Genomic DNA, 24,872 nt, shown 5'->3' with positions numbered 1-24,872 from the left:
CCAGGCCACCGCATGAACGCCCTTCCCGACCGCTACGCATCCGATGAACTGGTCCTGCGCAACCCCAGCGATGGCCGCACGCTGGCCCAGCGGCTCTCGAAGCGGTATGCGACGAGGATAACCGGTGCCTTCGTCGTGCCCGGCCGTGAAGGTTCCTTCGCGCCGTTGCCCGCCGATCTGCCACCTGCGCTCGCACACGCCCTGCGCTCGCGTGGCATCGAGCAGCTGTATAGCCACCAGGCCGAGGCATGGGCGGCGACGCAATCCGGCGCGCATGTCGCCATCGTTACGCCTACCGCTTCGGGCAAGTCGCTCTGCTACACCCTGCCGGTCATCACCGCGGCGATGAAGCAGCACGCCAAGGCCCTGTATCTGTTTCCGACGAAAGCGCTGGCGCAGGACCAGGTGGCCGAGTTGCTCGAACTCAACCAGGCCGGCGAACTGGGCGTCAAAGCCTTCACCTTCGATGGCGACACGCCCGGCGACGCACGCCAGGCGATCCGGTTGCATGGCGACATCGTGGTCAGCAACCCGGACATGCTGCACCAGGCCATCATGCCGCATCACACCAAGTGGGCGCAGTTCTTCGAGAACCTGCGCTACGTGGTGATCGACGAGGTGCACACCTACCGCGGCGTGTTCGGCTCGCACGTGGCCAACGTGATCCGCCGGCTCAAGCGCGTGTGCGCGTTCTATGGCGTGACGCCGCAATTCATTCTCTGCTCCGCGACGATCGGCAATCCGAAGGAGCACGCCGAAGCGCTGATCGAGGATGCGGTGGCTGCCATCACCGAAAGCGGTGCGCCGACCGGCGACAAGCATGTGCTGCTGTGGAACCCGCCGGTGGTGAATGCCGATCTCGGCCTGCGCGCCTCGGCGCGGTCGCAGACCAACCGCATTGCGCGCCTGGCGATCAAGTCGGGCATGAAGACGCTGGTGTTTGCCCAGTCGCGCACCATGGTCGAAGTGCTGACGAAGTATCTGAAAGACGTGTTCGACAGCGACCCGCGCAAACCCGCGCGCATCCGCGCCTACCGCGGTGGCTATCTGCCGAAGGAACGGCGTGCGGCGGAACGCGAGATGCGCGCCGGCACCATCGACGGGATCGTGAGCACGTCGGCACTGGAGCTGGGCGTGGACATCGGCAGTCTCGATGTCGTCGTGCTCAACGGCTATCCCGGCTCCGTCGCCGCCACGTGGCAGCGGTTTGGCCGCGCCGGTCGCCGGCAGCAGTCGGCTCTGGGTGTGCTGGTGGCGAGTTCCGACCCGCTTGATCAATACCTCGTGCGACACCCGGAGTTCTTCCAGGGCGCGCCGCCGGAGCACGCACGCATCCAGCCCGATCAGCCGCTGATCCTTCTCGACCACATTCGTTGCGCTGCCTTCGAGCTGCCTTTCATCGGCGACGAGATGTTCGGCACCGAAGTCGCCACGCCCTGGCTCGACGTGCTGGGCGAGGAAGGCGTGCTGCATCGCGAAGGCGATCGCTGGGAGTGGATCGCCGACAGCTACCCGGCCATCGCCGTGTCGCTGCGCTCGGTGGCGGACGGCAACTTCGTGGTGGTCGATCGCACCAACGGACGCCAGACGATCATTGCCGAAGTCGACTACACCGCTGCGCCGGTGACGCTCTATGAGGGCGCCATCCACATGATCCAGTCCGTGCCCTACCAGGTCGAACGGCTGGATTGGGAAGGCCGCAAGGCCTACGTCACGCGCACCCACGTGGACTACTACACCGACGCGATCGACTACACGAAACTCAAGGTGCTCGATTGCTTCGACACGTCCAACGCCGGATGTGGGCAGGCCCACCATGGTGAGGTGCATGTCGTGAGGCGCGTGCCCGGCTACAAGAAGATCCGCTTCTACTCGCACGAGAACATCGGCTTCGGCCCCGTCAACCTGCCCGACCAGGAACTGCACACGACGGCGGTGTGGTGGCAGCTCCCGCAGGCGGTGCTGGATGCGGCGTTCGAGCAGCGACAGCAGGCGCTTGATGGTTTCCTTGGAGCGGCCTACGCACTCCACATCGTGGCGACCGTCGCCGTGATGGCCGAGGCGCGCGACCTGCAAAAGTCCGTGGGCAGCGGCGACGGTGCATGGTTCGTCAGCGCCGACATCAGCGGCCGCGGCCAGATCCGCGGCAGCGACGGGCAGCCTGCCGCTCTGGCGCCTGACGCGCCGTTCACGCCGACGGTTTATCTCTACGACGCGTTCCCCGGCGGCATCGGCCAGAGCGAACCGCTGTTCAACCGGCGCGAAGACCTGGTGGCGCAATCGGTGACCCTCATCGAACGATGCGATTGCCGCGGCGGCTGCCCGGGCTGCGTGGGCCCGGTGCTTGCGGCCGATGAGGACGCGGCCACGACACCCAAGGCTTTGGCGTTGCGCGTGCTGGCGCTGCTGGTGGCGCTGTGAGCGCCTTGGCGGCGCGGTTGCGGCAGCTGCGCACAGAGTCAGGCCAATCGCGCCTGTCCGAAGCGGCTACGCCAAAACCCGCCCTCGCGCCCGACGTGTTCCGGTTGATTCAGGCGCGCTCGCGCATGCAGGGCGTGGCACAACGTGCTCCGTCCAGTGACCGGTTCGTGCCAGGAGCCGAGATCGCGCCAGGGCTGTTCTTCACCGAAGCGATCGTGGATGGGGGACGCCCTGCTGCGCTGATCGATACCGCGTTTGCGCGCTGGGACGAACCCGTTGCCCACGGCCGACTGCTGCATTTCGATACCGAGACGACCGGCCTTGCTGGCGGCACCGGCACGCGCGCGTGGATGATCGGGGCGGCGGACTGGCTGGCCGACGGGCGTTTTCGCCTGCGCCAGCTGACCACCACCACGATGGCCGCCGAAACCGCGATGTTGCGAACCTTTGCCCAGTGGCTGCAACCCGACACCGTGCTCGTCAGCTACAACGGCAAGTGCTACGACTCACCCCTGCTGAAAGCGCGCTACCGCCTGGCGCGATTGCCGGATCCGTTGTTCGGGCTCGGTCATCTGGATTTGCTCCATCCCGTGCGTCGACGCTGGAAAGGCGTGTGGGAAAACTGCCGCCTGGTCACTGCCGAGCGCGAGCTGCTCGGCGTAGTACGGGAAGACGATTTGCCGGGCTCGGAAGCCCCCGCCGCCTGGCTCGGCTATCTGCGCGGAGGGTCTGCATTGAATCTTAGGCGGGTGTTGGCACACAACGCGCAAGACTTGAAAAGTTTGGCTGGCGTGTTACTGCACTTGGCCGGACTGCCTCATTAGGCATCGGGCTAGCTGACCCGGTGCCCTACGCCCGATAACCCCATCTAATCGCTCTTCCTTGCCTTATCTGGTTCGATCGCAAGGCATTACTTCCATCGAACTCGACAGAAATTCTGCGGCCATCATCACGCGCGCCCCCACTAGCAACGGGCCGTCTGATTGCGCGGCACTAGCGACGATGGAGTCACCTGCGTCGTCTCGTATCCAGTGCACAAAGGGCTTTCATCGCCCACGTCCTGCGTCATGGACACCACGTCTGCCCGGACTGAACAGGTCAGAGATCAGTCGCGCGTGATTGCGACTTGCCGGAGACGTCGCCCTTGCCCTCGAGCTTACGGTGGCACACCAAGCCCATCGCAATCCTATGGGGTTGTATCGTTCTGATCGGAGGCTGGCACTCTCGAGCGGGCAACAATAAACGACATCCAGAATTGCGGAGGAAATGGCGTTCTGTAATGCCGGCACGCCATCATCACCATCACAAACATGCCGTACCGAACGGCTGAAAATGCGTCCAAGCCGACGATCGCTTTCGAATCCAGCTTCTTCTTCTCTCCCGCAATCAGCTCATCCACATCCGCAGGGAAGACAATGGGCGCTTCCGTGGTTCCGCTTTCGTACTGCGCAGACTCACGATACACGAGCGACTCGGTCGCTTCGTCCGCATACCAAAGCTGCAGGCAAATGCCATCAAAGATACTCCCCTGGATGCTCTGCAACTTGCGATAGAGTACGTCATGGCCAAACACGACGCTCCAGTACATGAGTGTCGGCACCAGCGTACTGAGATCCTTCAATTTCCCGACTTCCTCTTCCGTTAGCTCCCCAACCTCCAAAGCAACCAGGTCATCGAAGGAATCTGTGGAAATCGGGAAACATTTCGACGTCCTGAGACAGTAGGACACGCGGTTCGCAAGCTCATCCAACCACGCCTCCGCAGCCTCATTGTTGCCCGTCCCCAGAAGCAGCATGAACGCCATTGACAGCTCGATCGCGTTCTCGTCATAGCGTGGCGATCCGGACGAGGGATTGTTCTTGGTCAGCGAAACCAGGACCTTTGCGATGGCATCGGCGTTTCCGGCGGCGACTTGACCGTCCTCGCCACTGGAATTTTGAAGCTGCACTAGCCCAATCTCGGCCAGCACGCCGATCTGCTCGAACACTTTGCCCGTCACCAGCGCGTTCTCGCCCGCATAGACGGAAATCCCATCGCGCGCCATGAAGTACGGCCCTACCTTGTCATAGTAGGCCCTGCAGATGCGACCGTGGATCTGGTAGATGTCCCTGAACGAAGCCATCGCCGGTCGATACTTGAACAGCTCGCGCACCCGGATGAATTCCCAAGCCCATAGGCAGCATCGTTCCCCAACTTTGAAGGCGTTTAGCAGATTTCCCTCCTCATTCGCCCAGCGGAAGATGATCTCTAACACAAGCGCTGCGGTCCTCAGCTTACGGATGAACTTCTTTCGATGTGCTGTAGTGGGACGCACGCTGCCGTCGTGGCTTCCCAGCAGAAGCGCATCCAGCAGCTTGTATACATGTCGCAGGTCGTAATCCCTGGAACCGACCAGCGCGATGCCCCGTCGAAGATCCGCGCGCTCCGATGGGTCGATCGCGTATTCGTCAAGAAGATGCGTCTCAATAAGAGCCGCAAGATCATCACCTGACCAGAACTCGTAGCTCACACGTTCGGTCTGGTTGTCAGCGACATAACCGTTGTAATCCTGCGTCACATCTTGCTTCAGTTGGCCTGTGGAACAAACCACGATCCTGACAGGTAAACTCCGGTGCTCTGGACGAACGAAGCTGTGCAGGTAGGAATCCTTCACCTGATTCAACGTCGCCCGCACGGCATTGACCCCGCCATCCCAGTCCCGGCGCCCTAGGTCGCCGACTTTCAGCACGAACAGGAAGAGCGCTTTCGCTCCGCCCTTGTCCCTGCCAACGGCCGCAACGTCCACGCCGTTCTGCCGCACCCCGATCTGGGGACGGCTAATAGGAATGATCTTCATGCGCGCCAGCAAGTCGGGAAGCAGGCGATCCAGCTCCCCGGACTCCTTCAGTTGACTGAGGAACTCCTTGACAATCAGCTTCATTGCTCGCCGCCGTCCTTGTCCAGGTTGAATTGTAGGCGCTGCAGGTCACTACCTACCTTGTCTGTCGACTCGCTGCGCGGCAGGGACATGAAATGGGACATGGACGACATGTGCATCTTTTCACCCACTTCACCGTTCCGCATGGAGAACGATGAGCGACCTGCTTTGAGGTGAACTGTGGTGGCAATCTGACGGAAGATGGAGTTCTTACTGGCCTCCTCGAACGCCTTGTTCGTCAGACGGTAATGTTCTTTTGCGAATCGATGGCGATCCTCGGAAAGCGGCCGCAGTTCCTCGATCACAGGCAACGCATCCAGCGCGTCGTAGTACTCCTTCATTGCTTCTAGGATCTGCTGCGCCAACTGCCCCGCCGGCGCTTGTCCCTCCTTGACCACGACAGCCTCCAGGTATTCCCTGGTTGCTGTGGGATAGTCATAGCCAACAAAGTTCACCATCGCGTCGCGCACCAGCGAATACGTGCGAGACTCCGCGGAATCCGTGCGAGTCAACGACCAGACAAGGGAAATCCTCTGTTCTTCGCGAAGAACGTTTGCCAGCATGCGACGAACCAGGTGCAATAGGCTTGGTTGAGACATTCCGTCGAGGACGGATGCTGGGAATGCCAGACCACCTCTTTCGCGCAAGCCGAGATCGTCGAGAACGCTTCTCGCCATCTTCACGATGCCGATGTCGTCGTGCTTGAGCCATCTGGCGAGCAACGCCCCAAGCGCCTCATTGTCCTGCGCAAGAGCTTCGAACAGCTCGGAAAAACGCTTGGGAAACGACGGCGTATCGTTCGCGTTCGCGGCTGCCCACATGTCCAGCCACCGCAGACTTGCGGATTTGTCCGATGACTTGCAGCGGGCAGCTAGGATGTGATCAAGACCGTGATAGGCGCCCTCGCCCTGTCCGGACTTGGTGGCCAGCAGGTCGATCTTCTGCTGGTACCACGGCTGCATTTTCAGATGTTCGCCCCGGTATGCCAGATGATCCCCAATCTGCTGAACCACATAGGGTCGATCCAATGCGGCGATTTCGTCGATCAATCTGTGCTGATCGGGAGCGGTGCTGACCAGATTGAGGCCGGCTCCCACTGCGGCCACAAGCCGGCGTTCTACGCTCGACTGCAGACCTAAGCGGATCACCTCGACTGCCTTCTCAGTGTCCTCGGTTCGGGCGTCGCTCCAATCCAGTAGGCCCAAAGCTTCGATTGCCGGCAGCGAAACGAGTTCATTGCTGTCGACCACCAGCGCATGGATGCGCGCCAGCCAGGAACCCCTGTCGACGGCAGCTCCCCGAATCAGCGCCGTCCGCAGCAGCGGCACCAATCCCTCGCTCCGAATGGCCAGGCAGCCGGCCACGATCTCGTCGTGGTACGAGGGATGGTCCTTCATCCATTCCCCTGCCGCGTGGTGAAGGAGCGCTTGCGGACCTGCCAGCCCAGCCAGGACCAGCAAGTTGGGCACGTCGATTCCATCGAAGAACGGCAGGCTCGCTGATAGCACCCTGGAAACGGCGAACGCGTCCCCTCCCTCTCGAACCGCCTCGATCGCAGCTTGCAGGGCGTCCATTTCGCCCGAGTTATGGAGCCGTGCCAACGCGAGCCCACAGAGGTTCTTCTCGCGCGTCGGCCCGGAGGCAAGCCAGCACCGCTGCAATACTTTGAACATCTCAGACGGCGTCTTGGCAGCGGGAGCAATCACGGCAAGCTGGATATGTCGGATTGCTCTCTCCTTCGCGTACTCCGGATCGCGGAAGGACACCCGACTGTCCGACAGGTCACAGATTTCGCTGACATCGTCAGAGGTCAACCCTAAAGCCTCAATGCTCGCTGTGTCCGGCTTTGTCAGGGACAGCCAGGCCAACTCGTCCAGCTTGGATTTGGATTCGCTCATGTTCGTCAGGCTACCGCGCACCGTGGGTTAGAAGCTCGCGACATGAAGGATAGCCAGTTGAAATTATGATGCGCGCTAGCTGCCAATGTTGGCGAACCTGGGGCACAACATCTCCTACTTTGCTAAGTTCGCAATTCTCTGGCCGGGCGTACGAGACCATCAAGCCCTTCCCAACGGAAGCGCTTGAGCCACTTCGGGGCGGTTCGTACGCTCACGCCGGCCGCATGGGCCACTTCTTCCACGCGCAAGCCCTGAACGAGGATCCGCTCGACAAGCAGAGCTCGACTGCAAGAACCAGACAGGCACGTTTATGCAGGTTCATCCGGGGCTTCCGAGGGCTTGGTTGACTTCTCAACACCCATCTTCCAAAGGTGCCCCGATTCCTCAGGCAAGATTCGAATGGTTGCGTCCGGACGACGATCCCCATCCCAACCCACGATAACAGTCGCTGATCGCCACGATCACCTACGCCCGCTAGGCTTCTGCGTTAGGGCCGATCCTGCAGCCGACCGAGCTGCCTTGCTTGAGCCGGCATTCTTAAGCGCCTTAGATGCCGCCGAAGCTGCACCAGAGGACGTCGTTTTTGATGTGCTTCTCTGAGAAAGCGCCGAACCCGCAGCCGATTTCGCTGACTTGCTAGATCCGCTGTCGCGCAAAACTTTTGAGGCCGATGACGCTGCACGCTTACTTGTTACTTCCGACTTGGCCATTTTGAGCTCCCATTTGACTGTTTAGCTTCGTTGCGATGTCGTTAGTCGACGGATTTTTTAGAACAAAAAGCGCTAGAACAACAAGAATGGCGGCAAACACAATGGATGAAACAACACCGCCGGCAACGTTCATTCCAAATTGCGGCAACCATCGGCCGAGTTTTTGTATCTCAGCCACCACAATTCCTTGGGCTATCTCTTTCCTATACGCATCGTCAAATTCTTCGACCGCTTCTGCTCCGTAACTCTTCAGAGCATTCTCTGCCTCAGCTCTTGCTCTTACCAGCACGCTTTCGGGTTGTGATTCATACCACGTCCGAATGTCATCCGGCGCCGGCGAAACACCTGTGGTTTTAAGGTGATGTTTCACCCACTCGATTCGCTGCTCCTCAACCACCGCAAACGCCAACAATCCCAGCAGCCAATTTTCCTCAGACTCTTCAACCAATACCTGATAGATGTCATCCGATCCAGAATATTTGTCCATTCTTTCCCCCAACGCTTGCCACAAACGTGTGTCTGCCTCCTCAAACTAGGCGTCCGCTATTAAGTCTAGTCTTCTTTCGGCGCCGTTCGCCTGATCTCTCGCCATTCCGGGTCATCGAAAATTGTCGGTGCAGTACCAATCGAGGCCACAAGTGCTCGTGTGACCTCCGTGGCGCGCTCGGTAATGAAAAATTCGTGCGCGAATTTAGCCCCTACCCGATTGATGTCATCGGCAATGGGCAACTGCCCCTCGACCGATGAACCAATCAACGCTCGCTCAGTCGAGATGGGCAAGGCAACCAACGCCGGCGGATTGTCTTTGTGCAAGACGGCGCTCATGCCCTTTCCATCTGCGGAAAACGCCACGACAGGTACGTCGGACAAGATAAGCATCTCGCCTGAGAAGTGAGCTACCGACCATGTCAGTTGCTGAAACAGGGCAACGCGCGGGGCAGGATCTAGCCCCTTACCAAGTGCCTTAAGGTGGGTTTGCTCCGAACGTTCGACGGCCTCCTGCTCGAACCTGTTTGCCCCGCTCTCAATGATTTCAGAAAGCTCTCTTTTGAAGACTGGATCCGATTTCTTCCGCTGAATTTTGGCCCTCGCCAGGTTCTTGAACAGGTGTCTCTGCCCCGGCGTCAGTGTCACACGACGCTTTGCTGCCTCCTCCTCGATCATCCGCGCGAGCTCCGCGTCATCAATACGCTGCACGCCTCGTTCGAGCAGGTGTCCATCATTTGCATAGCTCCGCATCAGCCCGCCCATCTCCCGGAACCCATCTTCTAGAAGCGAGCGCATGTGCTTCGCACGAATCACCAGATGCGTCGCCAGTGAAGCGACCTGGGGGATGTCGTCGTCTGAGAGCAGCTCGCCCAGATTGAGCCGACGAACCACCGGCGCCAGCCTGCTCTCGAGGCGGTCGATCGCGTCGTCGATGGACTCAGGCCCTTCCTTGCCGTAGAAGTTCCGCTGCGCACCAATGCTCATAACGTTGCGGGCGTGCATCACGCCACGCGACTTGTGGTGCTCAACAGCTTTGTAGACGGGGCTTTTCATAGTCCCTCCTTTCGTGGCGAAGCCACGCATGAGGAACTGCGGTAGGTAGTGCTGATTGACGCCAGACATCATGTATCCCCTGATCGGCTTCGCCGAGCATAGGGCTGCGTGGTCTCACCGGTCGAGACAAGAAGCACCCGGGCTGGATAGCGCATGCAAAATCACAAGGCAGAGCCATAACCTGACGATGTCCGGTTGCTACCGTATCCTTCCTGTTCTCAGAGTCTGCGCTTGCACATCCCACGGTTGCTCGCCTGACACGCGCGGCAGGCAGGTTGATGGCGATCTCGATCGCCAGGGCCTCGCTACTGAAGTCGTCGATCACGTTGAACGCGCGAAAGCGTCGGCCATTCCACAAGGCGTCAGACATGAAGTCGATCAACCAGCCCTTGTTGACCTGCTCGCTGGCGTGATGCAACTGATCGCAGTAGCAGTGCGAGACGCGCCCTTGTAAAACCACGTGTGGGCATCGCGGCGCTGCGCTGCCGTGCCCTGATAGAACCGTTTAGCCAGGCGCCCGCTAACCACGGCGGACACCGACCAGAAGCGCCGCTTATTCATTTCCAGTTCATCTTGGCGAGCCCGATAATTTCTCCGTACTTTCGTACGCCCGTCACGTGTCCGGGTCGGTCAGCAATTCAGCCGAAGTACACGCAGGGGAAAGGCTAGCCAGGGATCTCGCAGGAGGCGTCATGGACGTGTCGCGTGGGTCGCAGCTTTCGTCGGCGGACAGACCGCCCGTCGCCTTGCAGGTCGCCGAGCCTTGGCCACCCCCCACCACACGCGCCAGCCTCGCGCTGTCCCCGCTACGCCAGTTACCCCACTACTACCTGGCGTTCTTGCTGCCATCTGTTCATTCGACCCTTCATTCCGACTGCCACAGACAGTCGCCGTTGTTCGGGCACGGTCTGTCAGTCTCTTTCTTCGCAGCAGGAGACTGACGATGTCAAACGACAAGGATGGAAACGTAGAGCCAGCAAGCCCGGGGCGGGCATATCTGAAGGTGGATGATCTCGGCCCCCCCATCACTCGTGACTTCACCAGCCGAACGTTCGGTTATCGCGGAGAGGTGCCGAGGTGGACGGCCGTTTCCGCTCCCAACCTAACAAGGCCGCCCTACCGGCGCATTTGTGCGGTTAGCTGCGGAGACGACGGCGCAGTGACCTCGCAGGGTAGCGGCTGGTACCACGCAAGCGGACTTGTTCTGACGGCCGCCCATGTCGTCGCCGGGTACCAGACCTTTTCCATCCGTTTCGCGAACAGCACGAGCTGGATCCCGGTGCCCTCAGGCAGCATCGAGATTGACCCGGGTTACAGGCGCCGCGGCGTCGGGCAACCGTGCTCGCCCTTCGACCTCGCTCGTATCCACATCGATCCGATAGCGGGAGAAGACTGCCAGGCACAGTTGGATTTGCCTGACGACGAACTGTATCGCGCGATCGGTTTCCAGGGCGACGTCTTGGTGGAGCACGCGGGAACCGGGCGCGTGGTGGGTCCTTTCGTCACATACGAGGCGGAAACCGGCGAAGGCCACAGTGGCTGTCCCATTTTCTACCACCAGAAAGTGTGCGGCATCCATGTGGGCTATTTTTCAGATTCACGGGAATATCTCACGGGCGCGGCCCACGCGGAGAACGGTTGCCTCAACAGCGCCGTCCGCATCACGGCATAGGGCATAGGAGAGTGCCATGTTCATTCGGTACGTATTTGTGCTGGCAGGGGCTGTCCTACTGTCATCGTGCGTGACTGTTGCCGGCAGCAAGGGGCCACCTGCGGCGCTGAAAGGCAAAGATGTCTACTACGACACCCAGACTGTGATGGGCCCTTGTCCTGGTCAGGGGGAGAGCGCGCTCCTTGTGGCCTTAGGCTCGGCGGTCATCGCGAAGGGCGTCTCCAAAATCGGGGACGCCATCAAGGCAGCCGGTCAGCTGGACACGCAGACACTCAATGCCCGCCGGAATATCGAGCTCCAGACCGATGAAGGTCTTCCACCTTGCGTTTTCGTGGCGCGTGGGTGGTTCTTCAGAGAGCACCACGATAGCGGCGCCGATTTTTACAGCGTTCCTGGGGCGTCTTTCTCAGCGACGCCAGACACCGTCAGCGGCAAGTTCTGGCGCATTGGACTCGATCTGGCAGCGACGCCGGATTTCTACTTTGTTGGAAGGTTTACCACGTCTACAGATAAGTCGGCCAACGCGATCATGCCGATGGAAGCCGTCCTGAACAGCCCTGCCAGCAGAAACCTCCTGCGTCCCTCGGGCACGCGCTACGTGATGGTCGCGTTCGCCTTAAGCGAGGTCGGGGCGGCCACAGATATCTCAAAAGGCGGTGGTGCGACGATTACCCTTGGTGCCATGAAGCTCAGCGAGCGACTGAAGTTAGCCAAGAGTCCTCTTGAGGACGCTATGTGCGCTGAAGATGCCTGGACAAGGAAAACGACTGACAGAAACCATCTCTATCCGTCCGGGAGGGGATGCCCCTCTCAAGACGACATTGACCACCTGCGTTTCCTGATGCGCAGCCCGTTTGAAAGCAACTGGTTCACCGTCAAGTCGTTTAATAAGCCCACTCCTATGTTGCTGCAGGCCCTCGTTACCGAAACCCAAAACCCCTCCAAGTTCCTGCAATTCGTGGGAGATGTCTTCGGAGCGACTCAAGACTCGATCACCAAAGAGCTTCAGAGGGCATTGATTCCTTCCGTCGGGAACGACGCGACAGCAGCCGAGGACGCTACCAACGCCGCCGCGAAGGCCGATTTCGACAAGGTGCAGGGGCAGGCCATTACCGCCCTCAAAGCGTGCGTTGCTGCACCCAGCGATCCGAACGCACGGATAGCGGCCCGCGGCGCTCTGTGGGCGCTGCAAGAGGCCGGCAGTAAGGACAAGCACCCAACAGGTGCACTCAGCCCGGACTCCATCAAGATCAATGGGAAATCCAAAGTCGAGTGCGAAACCCAGTTGAACGCCGTCCTAGTCCTCTAAGTTCTGCAATCACTGGAAGGTGGATCAGTGATCCCAAAAGAAGGCCGGCTGCCAATGGCACAGATGTCACAGCCTCTGTGGGCTGTCGGCGGCTTTTAATTGAATTGCCCTACCCCCGATAACGCGCCCTAATCGCTTGCCCGCCCTCAAATGAGGCACCGTCCTGCGATAAAGGCGGGGGTGGACGTCGATCAGAACCCGGGGCAATTCAGATTCTAGGACAATTGGCCTGTAGAGATTCCGACTCTCAAGTCACGAGACTAGACCCATGTCTGGCAGGGATCGCCATAGAGGTTCATTGCCAAGGTTCGAGAGGGATCACCGCTAATTTCTTTGTTCGCATCGTGGCAGGCCTGAACAGCGACCTTGCCTGACTTCCAATGCTTCAGGAACTTCGGCGCCCAGCTTGCTGCGACCATGGCTTCGATGGGCCAAGGGGAGGCAATGACCGTCAAACAGCCCATGGACAGAAGCTGCTTGGCTAAGCCACTGGTGGTGTTGGCGTCCGGCACCTTGTCTGAGCGGCCACCGCTGCAAACAAACAACACCGCCACACGCGAGTTTCGAACAGCCGCTGCGACCACGTCAGCCGGGACCTTCAGCGTCCCCTCGTCATTCAAAGTATGGAAGTAATTGCCCTCAGGAGAGACTTGTCCGTGGGCCGCGATAAACACTAGATCCGAGCCTGCCAGTGCGGTGGGCGGCTGGTTGCTGGTATCCAATACTACGCCATGGTCCTCAAACTCTCCCTGCAGATAGCCAAGTAGTACGTTGAGTGTCTGTGTCTGATCCCCGGCGTTGGATATCCAGGCGTTTAGTCGCGGTGAGGCAGCAGGAAGGCGTTTGAACGACTGCGCGAGCCAAGCTAGGGACGGTGCCGCACCAACAGGTTGATAGGTGCCGAAAAAGCCGTTGTTGGTCCACAGCAGATTGCCTGGCATCGAACGCAGTTCTGATTCCATCACGACAAGGGTAGCGCTCGATGGGAGAGCCTCCCATTTACACCCGGTCAGGGACCGTTGCATCGTGTCTTCCTTCTCCCAGCTCTGGGTTCCTACGTCCTTGCAGTAGTCATATGGGTACTTCCTGGACCACTTCTTAAAGGTTTCGTAGCTGAAGGCTTTTTCTTCCACAAGCCTGAACTGACCTTCCTCATACCTCAGGGAGACTAGCTCTCCGCGGTTGTCGAACGAAGCCATCACTAGCGCTATCCCACGTTCACGCAGATACTCGGCTACTTCCGTGATTTCCGTATTGGATCCGAACGCGACAGGGGGGCTTGCATGCCGCGTCCATCCCGGGGCGGCGACGCCCCTGTCAGCCAAAATCTCAAACACCAGCAAAAGCTCCTTGGGCTCTACGCGATTGCGCTCAAGGGTCAGTATGGTCCTAGCGGCGACGGTCAGTTGCGCTGAGTCGTACGCGGCATCGGTAGCGAACTTTGCCGGCTCTAAAGACCTGTATTGCACCCAAAGAGCGCCGATCGGATCCTTGCTATCTACCAGCGATTGAACGAACCGCTTTGATGAGAAGGGGTTGTCGGCCAGTAGGCTCAACGTTTCAGCTACCCCATCGGGAATATCAGCGTTGAAGGTCTTGGAAAGCCTGATGAGCTGGCCGAGCAGCGTCATCGCCTGAACGCCTTCCTCACCTCTATCAAATGCCTCCCGCGCACCTTCAGAGGCACGTCGGAGGAGGTCAGGGAGTTCGTCGACACGGGCTGGGACGTCGCGAATGAGCCTTTCGAACTCGATCGTAAGTCCAATATGGATCTGCTGGTGCCGATGCTCGCTATAGCTTCCGCTAGACCACAAAGCGCTGTTAGATAGTTCCAACGCTTCCAGGGCATGGTCAAGTAGTTCGGACTCCCTAAGCAGTCTTACCCAGAGGTTGATCTCATTGAAGTTGGTCAGCGGCGTCTGCCCGATGTTGGGGCCTGCAATGGCACACGCAAAAGCAACCAAGCTGGTTCGACGGTCCTGGAGACGACTGTAGACATCGGCCATGCTGAACCATGCAGCTTGTGCCCTGGACCGTGAATCGTTGCATTGTGAGAGCAGCTCTTCGCAGAGGTCTCTGGCCTGTTGTGGGTATCCGGCGTTAGCGAGCCTAGTCATTGCCACCCGGAACAAAACGACTGTGAAGTCGGGCGCAGAGGTGTGAGGTGCAACACCACACCCCAGGAGAAGCCAGTTCTTCAAGTCATTGGTGTCCTCGACGGACTCAACTGCTATGGCCCCTGAACTCATCAGCGCGCAGATGGTTGCCATGCACACGTCTGGATTAATAGTGATTAGCTCGCGCGGCAGCTTGGTCTTACCAGGTATACATGGCTCTCGATCCACGAGCCATTGCGCGCAAGTCTCTGGGAAATTGCTGTTCTTTAGCGCCCCAAATGAGCTAGGTGCGGGCGACATATCTGGGCCGAGGATGAGCCCTCCCTCAGCAATGAGATCGAAGATAACCTTCAGGATCAGTGGTAGCCCGATGTCGCCACTTCGATCAACTGACAGCAGCTCTATCAGGCGCTGTCGGACGTAGCCCCGTTCCGGACGCACAGCCAAGTAGCCAACGATTCCCTTGATGATGTCCACAACTCTGGACTCAACGAGCGAGAAATCAATTGCCCCTCTCCTCAGCAGAAATGCGTCGAGAGCGGCCAGCATTCCTCTAACCTCGTCCTCTTTCTTCGATCCGACGAGGCGGACTCCGACCTCAAGCGCCGCTAAGACCTTCTGTCTTGCAAGCAGGTATCGAAGAACAGCTAGGGGCACCAAGTTGTCACGTGATACGTGGGCCAGTCCCACCATCGCCTCGATATCAGGCGAATCCGCATCTGCGAGCTGCTGCAAACGAAAAAGGGACTCACGGGAGCCCATGAACTCGGCGTGGAGCGCCATCGCCGCATCGGCGAAGCGCTCCTCGGCTAGGGCCCGCTGCCAGACAAGATTCTGGACGCCGGTACAGGAGGGGTATTCATTAATCATGCGCGTCTCGAAATGGGCCTGAAGATCCGTGGCGCCAATTCGTTGGGCTATCCGGGACGCTACGTACAGCGAGTCCACCGGGAATGCTTCGTCGCCTATAGGATCAAGAAAGGTCTTCGCTTCTGCATCAGCACCGGCGTCTGCGCATACATGCGCTAAGCGGAGCAATGCTTCTGGGGCAGGGTCATCCGGAAGTACCAAGCGCTTTACTTCTCTGTAGGCTTGATCTGGCAAGCCTGCAGCGTGCAGCATCTGGACGCCTAGCATGTTTGTATCAGACGCGTTCGCCAGCCCTAAGCTTTCTAGTAGCGCTAGCGCCGCTCCTACCTCTCCATTGGCAAGCATTTGGTCGCACCGAGCGAGTCCCTGCTGGATCCTTGGCTCCCAATTCCGATAACCGTTCTGCTGATTCATAGCGACCCGCTGATCCCGACGTCCATGATGTCTGAGCCACAGTCTATCTCTCAGAAGTGTCTCCGGAACCCTAGATGATTCACCTTGGAGATATGCAGGGGCAAGGCATGCAAGATCCCATCCAGTAAGTGGGCGAATGTCCGCTGTAACTCGGATCTGGGGTGTAACGATTCGGCGCGGGCATCGGTTTTTCGCCCAGTAGAAGTCTCCCAACTTGGATTGTCACCCTTTAGGCCTCGTTGGGGGTCGGCGTCGAAAACGGCCTCTCTCCCGCGAGACCGGTCGCCATTGTTTGGCCTGGAAGGTGCCGCCTCTAAAAACTTGAAGCGGCACCCCAAACCTTACGTGCTTTCAGTTCTCGACTACAAAGCGGACACCATGGAACGCTGCTTGAACGGGTGATCCGTGACATGACTCAGCGTCAGAGTTGAACCGTTCCAAGCACTGTTTTCGTGACTTTCCGATGCTCCGGAAACGGGGTTGAAACGCGACATGGCTTCGATCAACTGCTGCGCCTCACGACTTACGCTTACACCCTCTCCAAAGCGCGCGACGCTATCTATGCTGCGAACATGCGATTCACGATGGATGGAACCCTGCTCGCTCGGCCAATCCCATAGTGCGGCGTGGAGACGTCCGCGCTTGTCCAAAAGGACTTCGGAAGACGTGCTGTCGGTTACCGAATTGGCGGCATCGTTCGTTCCGAACGCCATGGCCTGAGCATCTGGCACAAGACTCATGGCAGACGTTGACGACGGCGAGAAGCTGGCCGCCGTGAAACCTGCAGGTAACGGCGTGAGCAAGCTTCCAAATTGCGAGGCGGGAATTGCGTAGCCGTCGCTGGGCTGCACATAGCTGATGGCAAGATCGCCACCCAGGAAGTGGTTCTGCACACGCACCTGCTGGGCTTCGTCGCCATCCACCAAGATGATCAGGTCGTCCCCGCTGCGATGGAAGCTCAACCTCGTGCGGTTGACGCCGTTGAAGAAGAGCCAATCGGTGCCGCCGCCGGTGTTGTCGATCACGTCGCTGCCGGAACCGGCCTGCCAGAGGTACTTGTCGTTGCCGACTCCACCAAGGAGCAGGTCGTTGCCGTCCTCACCCACCAGGGTGTCGACACCAGCACCGCCGATTAGGATGTCGTTACCCGAGCCGCTGAAGGAGCCGTTGCCACCGGACAGGTAATCATCACCGTCACCGCCGACGAACTTGTCATCGCCGCCGAAGCCGAAAATGGTGTCGTTACCGCCCAGCCCGTGGATGAGGTCGCGCCCGTTCGTACCGAGCAGTTGCTCCCCAGCGGCAGTGCCATCGACGGTGGTGGTGTAGTCACTGTCATTGCCGGGTTCTCCCGGCGTGCCGGGATCGCCGCTGCCGCCGCCCACCAAGGCATTGATCGCGGCGGTATCGAGCATCGAACCGCTGGCCGGCTGCACGTAGTCGATCGCGTAGTCGCCACCCAGGAAATGGTTGGTGACGCGCACCGTGCTGCTGGTATTGTCGTCCACCGTGATCACCAGATCATCGCCATCGCGGCTGAAGCCCAGCTGCGACGCGGTGATGCCGTCGTTGAAGAACACGCCGTCGAAGCCCCCATCGGTGTTGTCGATGGTGTCCTGCCCGCCGCCATAGACGTAGCTGTCGTCACCCGCACCGCCAAGGAGCATGTTGGTGCCATCCTCACCGCTCAAGGTGTCGCTGCCAGCCCCGCCTTCCAAACGATCCACGCCTGAGCCGCTGCCGCTGCCATCACCGCCAGCAAGGTAGTCGTCACCATCGCCACCCTGCAGCATGTCGTCGCCCGCCAGACCAAACAGCTGGTCGTCACCGGCCAGTCCCTTGATCAGGTCCTTGCCGGCACTGCCTACCAGTTGCTCCGCGGCAGCCGTGCCCTCGATAACCTGATCGTACTGGCCACCGGTGCCGCCACCAGCCACGATCTGGTTTATCTGTGCCGTCGTCAGCATGAAGCCGCCATCGGGCTGCACATAGTCGATCGCCGCGTCGCCACCCAGGAAGTGGTTCGTCACGCGCACCGATGGCGTCGTGGCGGCGTCGACGAAGATCAACAAGTCGTCGCCGTCCCGGCCAAAGGACAGGCGAGCGCGGTCCACGCCGTTGGTGAAGAAGACGCCATCGTTGCCGCCGCCGGTGTTGTCGACCACATCACTGCCGCTGGTCGCATCGAAGACATACTTGTCGTCGCCGGTACCACCGATCAGCAAGTCGTCGCCACCGCCAGCGACCATGGTGTCGCTGCCGCCCATGCCGTTCAGGACATTGGCCGCGCTATTGCCAGATAGGTAGTTGTCCAGCGCGTTACCGGTACCATTGATGGCACCGGCGACGTCCATCAGGAACAGGTTCTCGATGTTGGCGGAGAGTGTGTACGACGCCGTCGTCTGCACCGCATCGGTGCCCGCATTCGCGGCTTCGATGGCGACATCCGCGGTATCGTCGGTAATGTAGGTGTCATTGCCCGCGCCACCTTCCAGCTGGTCGATCCCGGCACCACCGTCGAGGTAGTCGTTGCCGGCGTCGCCCGTCAGACGGTCGCTGCCGTTGCCGCCAAACAGCGCATCGTCACCGGCCAGGCCCTGCAGCAGATCATCACCGTCCCAGCCGCCAAGCGTGTTGTCGCCGGTGTTGCCGGTGATCGTATTGTCCAGCTCGTTGCCGTTGCCGGTCGTGACACCGCTGGCCAGAATCAGGTTCTCGACATTGTCCTTGAGCACCAGATTGGTCTCGTAGCGGCGCTCGACCGTATCCAGCCCCTCATCGACGTTTTCGTAGACCCAATCGGCACTCGACTCCTCGATGAAGTAGTCGTTGCCCAACCCACCATGCAGCGAATCGGCTCCCAAGCCGCCTTCCAGACGATTGTTACCATCGTTGCCGATCAACACGTTGTCCTGATCGTTGCCAGTGCCGTTGAGATTGGCCGTGCCCAGCAGGGTGAGGTTTTCCAGCGTGGCACCCAGCGCGTAGTCGATGCTCGACTCGACCGTATCCTCGCCTTCGCTGGGTGCTTCGACAACTTGGTCATCCACGTTGTCGACGACGTAGGTGTCGTCACCTAGACCACCCGTCAACGTGTCGGCACCCGTGCCACCATCCAGTCGGTTTGAGGATGAGTTGCCGAGTATCGTGTTATCGCTGCTGTTGCCCGTGCCCTGCCAGGCACCGCTGCCTTCCACGAGCACCAGCTTTTCGATATTCCCGGAAAGGGAATAGCTGCTGTGCGCATTGACGACATCGAAGCCTTCGCCGACCTGCTCGACGATGACATCGCTTTCGGTATCGACGACGTAGGTGTCGTCGCCGATGCCGCCGGTCATCTGGTCGACACCGTAGCCGCCATCAAGCTGGTCGTTGCCGGCGCCTCCGACAAGCGTGTCGTTCCCGCCATTGCCCAGCAGCACGTCGTCGCCGTCCTGACCTTCGAGACGGTTGCTGCCGCTATTGCCGATCAGTTCGTTATCGAGCGCGTTGCCAAAACCGTCGACTGACGCGGAGCCGGACAGTTCCATGCGTTCAACATGGGCCGGCAAGGTGTAGCTGACGCTGCTCTGGATCGTGTCCACGCCCTCGTCCGCCACCTCGACCACCACATCACCGATGTTATCCACGACATACATGTCGTCGCCGGCACCACCGGACATCTGGTCCTGGTCGGAGCCACCATCGAGCACGTCGTTGCCGGCACCACCGCGCAACACATCGTTGCCCGCGCCGCCCGCCAGATGGTCGATGCCATCCTCGCCGTCCAGAATGTCCTCGCCCGTGCCGCCATTCAGTTGGTCGTTGCCGATGCCGCCGGAAAGCGTATCCAAGCCGTCGCCACCTTCCAAAACATCGTCACCGGCACCGCCGACCAGTTGGTCACTCCCAGCTTCACCATAGAGCTGGTCGTTGCCATCGCCACCATCGACGACATCATCGCCCGCATCGGCATGCACGACATCCAGGCCAGCCAGGCCATTGATGGTGTTGCCCAGCGTATTGCCAAAGATGGCATCGTCGACCGACGTGCCCAGCAGCACCTGCGCATCGATGTCTTCAGGAGAAAGACTCCACAGCGATCCGGTGTCGATGGCCAACGCCATCTTCGCCAGTCCCGTAGCCGCATCGAAGAACTGCTCAAAACGAATCTCGTCGGCGGCGCTGCTCGCGAACCGGACGACCAGGGTGGTACCGTCGCGACGCATGCGCACGTCGGAAGCCGCCAACCCGTCAAGCGCGAGGGTGCTCAGGCCCTCCGTGTCCGAGATCCTATCCTTGCCATCACCCTGCGCAAACACATAGCGATCATCGCCTTGGCCGCCGTACAGAAGGTCGCTACCCGTTCCGCCTGCCAGGGTGTCAGCTCCGGCACCGCCATGGATCTCGTCGTCACCCTCGCCACCATCAAGCTGGTCGTCGCCCGCTTCACCGGAAAGCCAATCACGGTCCGAGCCACCGTCCATCACGTCATTGCCTTCACCGCCGTATATCGCGTCGAGGCCGGCACCACCGAGCAGATGGTCGTCGCCCAACCCGGCGGTCAACGTGTCGTTGCCGTCCTCGCCCGACAGCGTGTCCGCTCCGTCACCGCCGTCGAGGAAATCGGCACCGGCTCCACCGGACAAGGTGTCATTGCCCGCCCCGCCGGTCAGCGTATCGTCGCCCAGGCTACCGGACAGCACGTCGTCACCTACGTAACCGGTGAGGATGTCGTTGCCATCGGTACCCACCTGCACCAGCGCCTTGACCGCGTCGACATTCCACACGGTCCCATCGGCGAAGCAGATCGTATCCAGACGGAACGCGCCCGCGCCTTCGTCCCGGAAATACTGCTGCACATAGACACGGTCGTCACTGCCATTGATCTGTAGCGACAGGTCGTCTCCCACTCGCGTGGCGATTACGTCCGATGCAGCAATGCCTGCAGCGAATTCGAGGCTGTCGATCCGACCCACACCGGCGTCGTAGTTGTAGATGGTGTCGCGACCATCGCCCCGCGCAAACACATACGTATCGTTGCCGGCGTCACCTGTCAGATAGTCGCTGCCTGTACCACCTGTGAGGCGATCATTGCCATCACCGCCGGCCAGACGATCGTCGCCGGTTCCACCGTACAGAACGTCGTTGCCGGCACCGCCCGAAAGCGAGTCGTTGCCATCGTCGCCGGAAAGCGTGTCGTTGCCATCGTCACCGCTGAGGCTGTCCGCACCGGCACCACCAGAGATCGTGTCGTTACCACCGCGACCCACCAGCCAGTCATTGTCAGCGCTGCCCACGATGACATCGTCGGTTTCGTAACCGTAGATATCGTCGTTGCCGTTACCAGCGACGAGGACCATGGCCTTCACCGCCTCGATATTCCACGTCGTACCGTCTGCAAAGCGGATTTCATCCAGGCGGTAGTCACTGGCACCGTCATTGCGGAAGTAGTACTGCACATCGACTCGATCATCTGTGCCGATAAACTGCATGCAAAGATCATCGCCACTGCGCCAGACGCGTAGATCCTCCGGTAAGAGCCCCGCTTCAAATTGTAACGTGTCCTTCCGGCCCGCCGACACGTCGTAGTTATTGATAGTGTCGTGCCCCATCCCCTGGCCAAAAACGTAGAGATCGCTACCGGCGTCGCCGCTAAGAAAATCATTGCCGCCATCGCCTACGAGCTGGTCGTCACCGACCCCACCTCGCAGAGAGTCGTTGCCACTACCGCCTTGAAGAATGTCGTGGCCCGCACCCCCAGAGAGTGAGTCGTTACCGTCATCTCCTAACAACATGTCATCGCCCGCGCCGCCTTCTAGCGAGTCGGAGCCGCCACCACCCAACATGATGTCAGCGCCCGCGCCACCGGTTAGGGTCTCGGATTGGCCTGCCACCTGATCCCGCCCCACGATGACATCGTTGCTACTGCTTCCGGTCGCTGCAAAGTTTGACGTGCCTTGACTGAAGAAAACGCCGATCGATGCCATCGTGCTAGCAACACCTGGCTGATCAATACTTTCTCCCAACCACTGCCTGAGTAGCGTCGCGCCCTGATCCCAACCCATGCCGATATAGTCCTCCCCCTGGAGTTGCATCAACTCAGCAAGGTCCAGCAAGGCATTCGACGGGTCGGTGACTCGCCTCGCGGTGAGCGCTTCATCCAACGCTGTGAAGTCAAAGCTCAGTCGAAGGGTTTGCGAGGACACGCTCAACCCGATGGCGTCGATATACGCCTTCAGACGAGTCTGAGTCGCCAGCGTCATATACGAATCTTCAAAGAACGTGTCGTACACCTTGCGATACGACTCAATGGTCGAGCTACCCCACCAGAGATCGGTGATTGGTTGGTACCCGAGTAATGCCTCCACGACCCGAATCATGTGTCGCGTGTCGTCATCCAGCGTCACGGGTGGAGTGTTCGCAATAACCTCGTTGGGCCGAAGGTTGATGACATTCGTGGAGTTAGGATCCAGCACACCACCCGAGGCGTGGAGAACGATGTCGTCGTCGCTGTAAGACGGGCTAGTCTTGGCCCATTCAAATAGCAAGGCTCCGAGCGTGGAGCGCTGGTCATCTCGCGTAGTCGCCGTCGCGTAGGTTGCCAGGAGTTGCGCTAATACGGGTGACGCGACACAGGCTGCCTGAAGGTCGCGCAACTTGCCGAAGCCTTGCAGACTTGGGAGAAGCTTGATCTGCTCAGAAATCACCACGGCTTCGCTATAGCGGGTGTGAAGCGTGTCAACGTCAAAGTCGAAGTCCTGCATGACGTGACTGGAGACGGAACCATCGGCATTACGTCGTTCGAAACTGCCACCACCTTTCAGTTGACCGCCATCGACTGCTGCGTTAGCGGAGCTCGTCAGGCTCGTATTAAAGAAAAGGATACCCAGCTGGTCCAAAGTGAACAGCTCACCAGCATCGCTGATGCCGTTACCGTTCAGATCCCGCCACGCCCTTAGGGAGCCGAATGCTGCGTCGGACTGATCCACCTTTCCGTCGCCATTTGAATCAAGATCAGCTAGAGCCGCAAACCCATTCGAAGCTCTTTGACCGTTGGAAAGTAGAGTTTGGTCGCCGAAGAGTTCGCTTCCCGAGTCGATGGTCCCGTTTTCGTCGATATCGCGAACCAATAGCCCGTCCGAAGGATCGACCCAACCTGTGGCTTCGCGTATCCCGTCACCATCATTGTCAAACAGGGCCCCATCCGCGTTCCCTTCTGCCTTCGTCCGGACTATGCCGTCGCCGTCAAGATCCAGTGCCACGGGGTCGTAGCGCACAATCCGATAGGTATTATCACTTTTGATGTTCCCCTCTGCCTCTTCGATCGCTTGGTCAATCGCTCGCTTCCGATGACGAAGTTTCGTGTAAGCGTTTCCGTACAAACCACCAGACAAAAATCCGTTGAGCTCCTGATCGAACAATTTGTCTGTAGTGAACTCATCGTCTATGCGCCGATCAAATTCAATATACTTGGTGCCAATCGTCGCCTTGATACGTACCGATGGAATAGGAGGTGCGTAGGGATCAGTGGGGTGCGGGAGCCATGGTCCTGGAGTCAAATTAATCCCAATTGTCCCTCCGACGACGGACAGCCCAGGTATTTTAACGCCCAGCGTTATTGACTCGGCTGAAAGGGACGTTCCTCCATCATCAATCGAATAGTTCCCGGCAACCTTGACCTCCATGCCCCCGGATGTCGCGGCACCTCCGGATACGCTGACGTTGCCTTGCGGATCTACGGAAAATCCCGCCGTGCCCCCTGGGGTGCCGGATTTGGCGGAAAGCTTCACTTGGTTCGTGGTTACGTTGTATTTCACTTTCAGCCAACTAGGTAGAGTACTCATCGCTTCATCTCCTTATGCCTGCGTTTAGTGACGTGATTTAGAAGTAGGAGTGGCAACCCGATAAATAGAAGTACCTTGAATAGCCACAGGAACTTCTTTGGTCGAGCAGTTTTCTCATCTATGACCCTACGGTCCGGCAGCGTGATAGAAAGTATGGCGGCTCGGTGGATGTGCAGCTCCATGGGTTCGCCGCGCTTGATGTCTCGGAAATAGAACGGACAGAACCCACAGCGAAACGTCCGGCGTATGCCCTTCACTTTGAACGCGTAAATCACATCATCCGAGGCTCGGCCTTCGTAGACGGCTGCTACCGTCATGGGTTGTTCTTGTGCGTGAACTTGTAGAACCATCAGCAGCGTGACTGCGAGAATAGCCGGCACCCGTCGGGATGACCTGGCGCCCCTACCGGGTGATCGTGCAGTCATTGCGTCGACGTACGGTGACTCAACCCCAAGACCTTGAGCTATCGGCCGCTCCATTAATTTACGACCTGCAGTATTTCGTGGCTTCCACTAGGTCCTTGACTTCGACGCCATGGCAGAAGTAGTGCGGGGTAATGCATTCCATGAAGGATCGCTTGGCATCTTTCTGCCTGTCTACATTGTTACCAGCGCCCAATAGCTGCGTCCTCGCAGGCGTTGCGCAGGCCGCGCTGCGTGAATTAACGAGCGACTGGCACGTTTCGGGTGTTAGGTTGTATTCCGTCTTAGCTATGGCACAGCGTCGAAGTGCTGCATTACGAAGCTTACCTAAGGTCTCATCTTGCGTTGCTGGACTTGGAGAGACGGCCTGTTGAGACCACGACACCTGCGGGCAAGACGCGAATGCGCTTATTGTCATCAATGCGACGGCCAAGCTGGCACGTGTGAAACGTTTCCGAGGCGAAGTATGGTGACTCTGATCAAGGAGAAGAGAAAGCAGCGTTTTGTCCATAACGACCTACCTGTGTGTGAAACATTGAGCCGCATTTACGCCATCGATGTGAACGGTAGTGCGCGGCGATATGTCTGAATGAGATGTTCCTGTAATGGACTCCCATGAGAAAACGTCTGTTGTCGCAAGAAGCAGGACTCTTGTCACGAATCCATGCCAGCCAATCGAATGGTCATCGGTGCCCATGAGAACCGTGTGTTGATGGACTTCAAGTTCATGGGCTCTCGCAATGGCAACTGGACT

Annotated in this window: 10 protein-coding genes and 2 pseudogenes; 4 read left to right on the top strand and 8 right to left on the bottom strand. The window is 59.3% G+C overall.

The genetic code is table 11. The features are described 5' to 3' along the window. Positions 1-12: 12 nt before the first annotated feature. Together IMW82_RS14220 and IMW82_RS14215 are read left to right on the top strand one after the other, a co-directional pair. Positions 13-2,421 (top strand): DEAD/DEAH box helicase, encoded by a 2,409-nt coding sequence (locus tag IMW82_RS14220; RefSeq protein WP_211005002.1) that lies wholly within the window; start codon positions 13-15, stop codon positions 2,419-2,421. After that, entirely contained in the window at positions 2,418-3,245 is an 828-nt protein-coding gene (locus IMW82_RS14215) for a ribonuclease H-like domain-containing protein (RefSeq protein WP_345777137.1), read from the top strand. The genes IMW82_RS14220 and IMW82_RS14215 overlap by 4 nt, the downstream gene beginning before the upstream one ends. 362 nt (positions 3,246-3,607) lie before the next feature. Here IMW82_RS14215 and IMW82_RS14210 read toward each other — a convergent pair whose 3' ends face one another. The 6 genes and pseudogenes from IMW82_RS14210 to IMW82_RS14185 form a co-directional block, all read right to left on the bottom strand. After that, complete coding sequence (locus IMW82_RS14210) at positions 3,608-5,341, bottom strand: hypothetical protein (protein ID WP_211005001.1); 1,734 nt, start codon at positions 5,339-5,341, stop codon at positions 3,608-3,610. After that, the gene (locus tag IMW82_RS14205; RefSeq protein WP_211005000.1) at positions 5,338-7,236 is read right to left on the bottom strand and encodes a hypothetical protein; all 1,899 of its coding nucleotides are present in this window, start codon (positions 7,234-7,236) and stop codon (positions 5,338-5,340) included. Before IMW82_RS14205 ends, IMW82_RS14210 begins: the two co-directional genes overlap by 4 nt. 173 nt (positions 7,237-7,409) lie before the next feature. Further along, a pseudogene (locus IMW82_RS14200) lies at positions 7,410-7,558 on the bottom strand (leucine zipper domain-containing protein); the annotation flags it as partial. A 362-nt stretch (positions 7,559-7,920) separates the two neighbouring features. After that, positions 7,921-8,433, bottom strand: coding sequence for a hypothetical protein (locus IMW82_RS14195; RefSeq protein WP_211004999.1), 513 nt, complete (start codon positions 8,431-8,433; stop codon positions 7,921-7,923). Positions 8,434-8,498: 65 nt separating this feature from the next. Then, complete coding sequence (locus IMW82_RS14190; RefSeq protein ID WP_280518375.1) at positions 8,499-9,557, bottom strand: DUF4238 domain-containing protein; 1,059 nt, start codon at positions 9,555-9,557, stop codon at positions 8,499-8,501. Between the two features lie 181 nt (positions 9,558-9,738). After that, a pseudogene (locus IMW82_RS14185) lies at positions 9,739-9,882 on the bottom strand (IS3 family transposase); the annotation flags it as partial. A 549-nt stretch (positions 9,883-10,431) separates the two neighbouring features. Between IMW82_RS14185 and IMW82_RS14180 the strand changes: the two are divergent. Both IMW82_RS14180 and IMW82_RS14175 read left to right on the top strand, forming a co-directional pair. Then, on the top strand, positions 10,432-11,160 hold the full coding sequence (locus tag IMW82_RS14180) for a trypsin-like peptidase domain-containing protein (RefSeq protein WP_211004997.1): 729 nt from the start codon (positions 10,432-10,434) through the stop codon (positions 11,158-11,160). 16 nt (positions 11,161-11,176) lie between these two features. Beyond that, the gene (locus tag IMW82_RS14175) at positions 11,177-12,469 is read left to right on the top strand and encodes a hypothetical protein (protein ID WP_211004996.1); all 1,293 of its coding nucleotides are present in this window, start codon (positions 11,177-11,179) and stop codon (positions 12,467-12,469) included. Between the two features lie 260 nt (positions 12,470-12,729). On the opposite strand, the gene IMW82_RS14170 is transcribed toward IMW82_RS14175, so the two are convergent. Together IMW82_RS14170 and IMW82_RS14165 are read right to left on the bottom strand one after the other, a co-directional pair. Then, entirely contained in the window at positions 12,730-15,708 is a 2,979-nt protein-coding gene (locus IMW82_RS14170; RefSeq protein ID WP_211004995.1) for a CHAT domain-containing protein, read from the bottom strand. A 524-nt stretch (positions 15,709-16,232) separates the two neighbouring features. Then, on the bottom strand, positions 16,233-23,696 hold the full coding sequence (locus IMW82_RS14165; protein WP_244754338.1) for a calcium-binding protein: 7,464 nt from the start codon (positions 23,694-23,696) through the stop codon (positions 16,233-16,235). Between the last annotated feature and the right edge of the window lie 1,176 nt (positions 23,697-24,872).

Origin of the sequence: Rhodanobacter sp. B2A1Ga4 (assembly GCF_018101315.1) — a bacterium.
Lineage (GTDB): Bacteria > Pseudomonadota > Gammaproteobacteria > Xanthomonadales > Rhodanobacteraceae > Rhodanobacter > Rhodanobacter thiooxydans_A.
This window is presented reverse-complemented; position numbering and strand designations above follow the sequence as displayed.

What these genes read in the sequence shown, in the direction of transcription:
- IMW82_RS14175 (WP_211004996.1), top strand. Translation starts at nt 11,177, where the DNA reads ATGTTCATTCGGTACGTATTTGTGCTGGCAGGGGCTGTCCTACTGTCA.
- IMW82_RS14205 (WP_211005000.1), bottom strand. Translation starts at nt 7,236, where the DNA reads ATGAGCGAATCCAAATCCAAGCTGGACGAGTTGGCCTGGCTGTCCCTG.
- IMW82_RS14220 (WP_211005002.1), top strand. Translation starts at nt 13, where the DNA reads ATGAACGCCCTTCCCGACCGCTACGCATCCGATGAACTGGTCCTGCGC.
- IMW82_RS14165 (WP_244754338.1), bottom strand. Translation starts at nt 23,696, where the DNA reads ATGAGTACTCTACCTAGTTGGCTGAAAGTGAAATACAACGTAACCACG.
- IMW82_RS14170 (WP_211004995.1), bottom strand. Translation starts at nt 15,708, where the DNA reads ATGCTGCACGCTGCAGGCTTGCCAGATCAAGCCTACAGAGAAGTAAAG.
- IMW82_RS14195 (WP_211004999.1), bottom strand. Translation starts at nt 8,433, where the DNA reads ATGGACAAATATTCTGGATCGGATGACATCTATCAGGTATTGGTTGAA.
- IMW82_RS14180 (WP_211004997.1), top strand. Translation starts at nt 10,432, where the DNA reads ATGTCAAACGACAAGGATGGAAACGTAGAGCCAGCAAGCCCGGGGCGG.
- IMW82_RS14210 (WP_211005001.1), bottom strand. Translation starts at nt 5,341, where the DNA reads ATGAAGCTGATTGTCAAGGAGTTCCTCAGTCAACTGAAGGAGTCCGGG.
- IMW82_RS14190 (WP_280518375.1), bottom strand. Translation starts at nt 9,557, where the DNA reads ATGTCTGGCGTCAATCAGCACTACCTACCGCAGTTCCTCATGCGTGGC.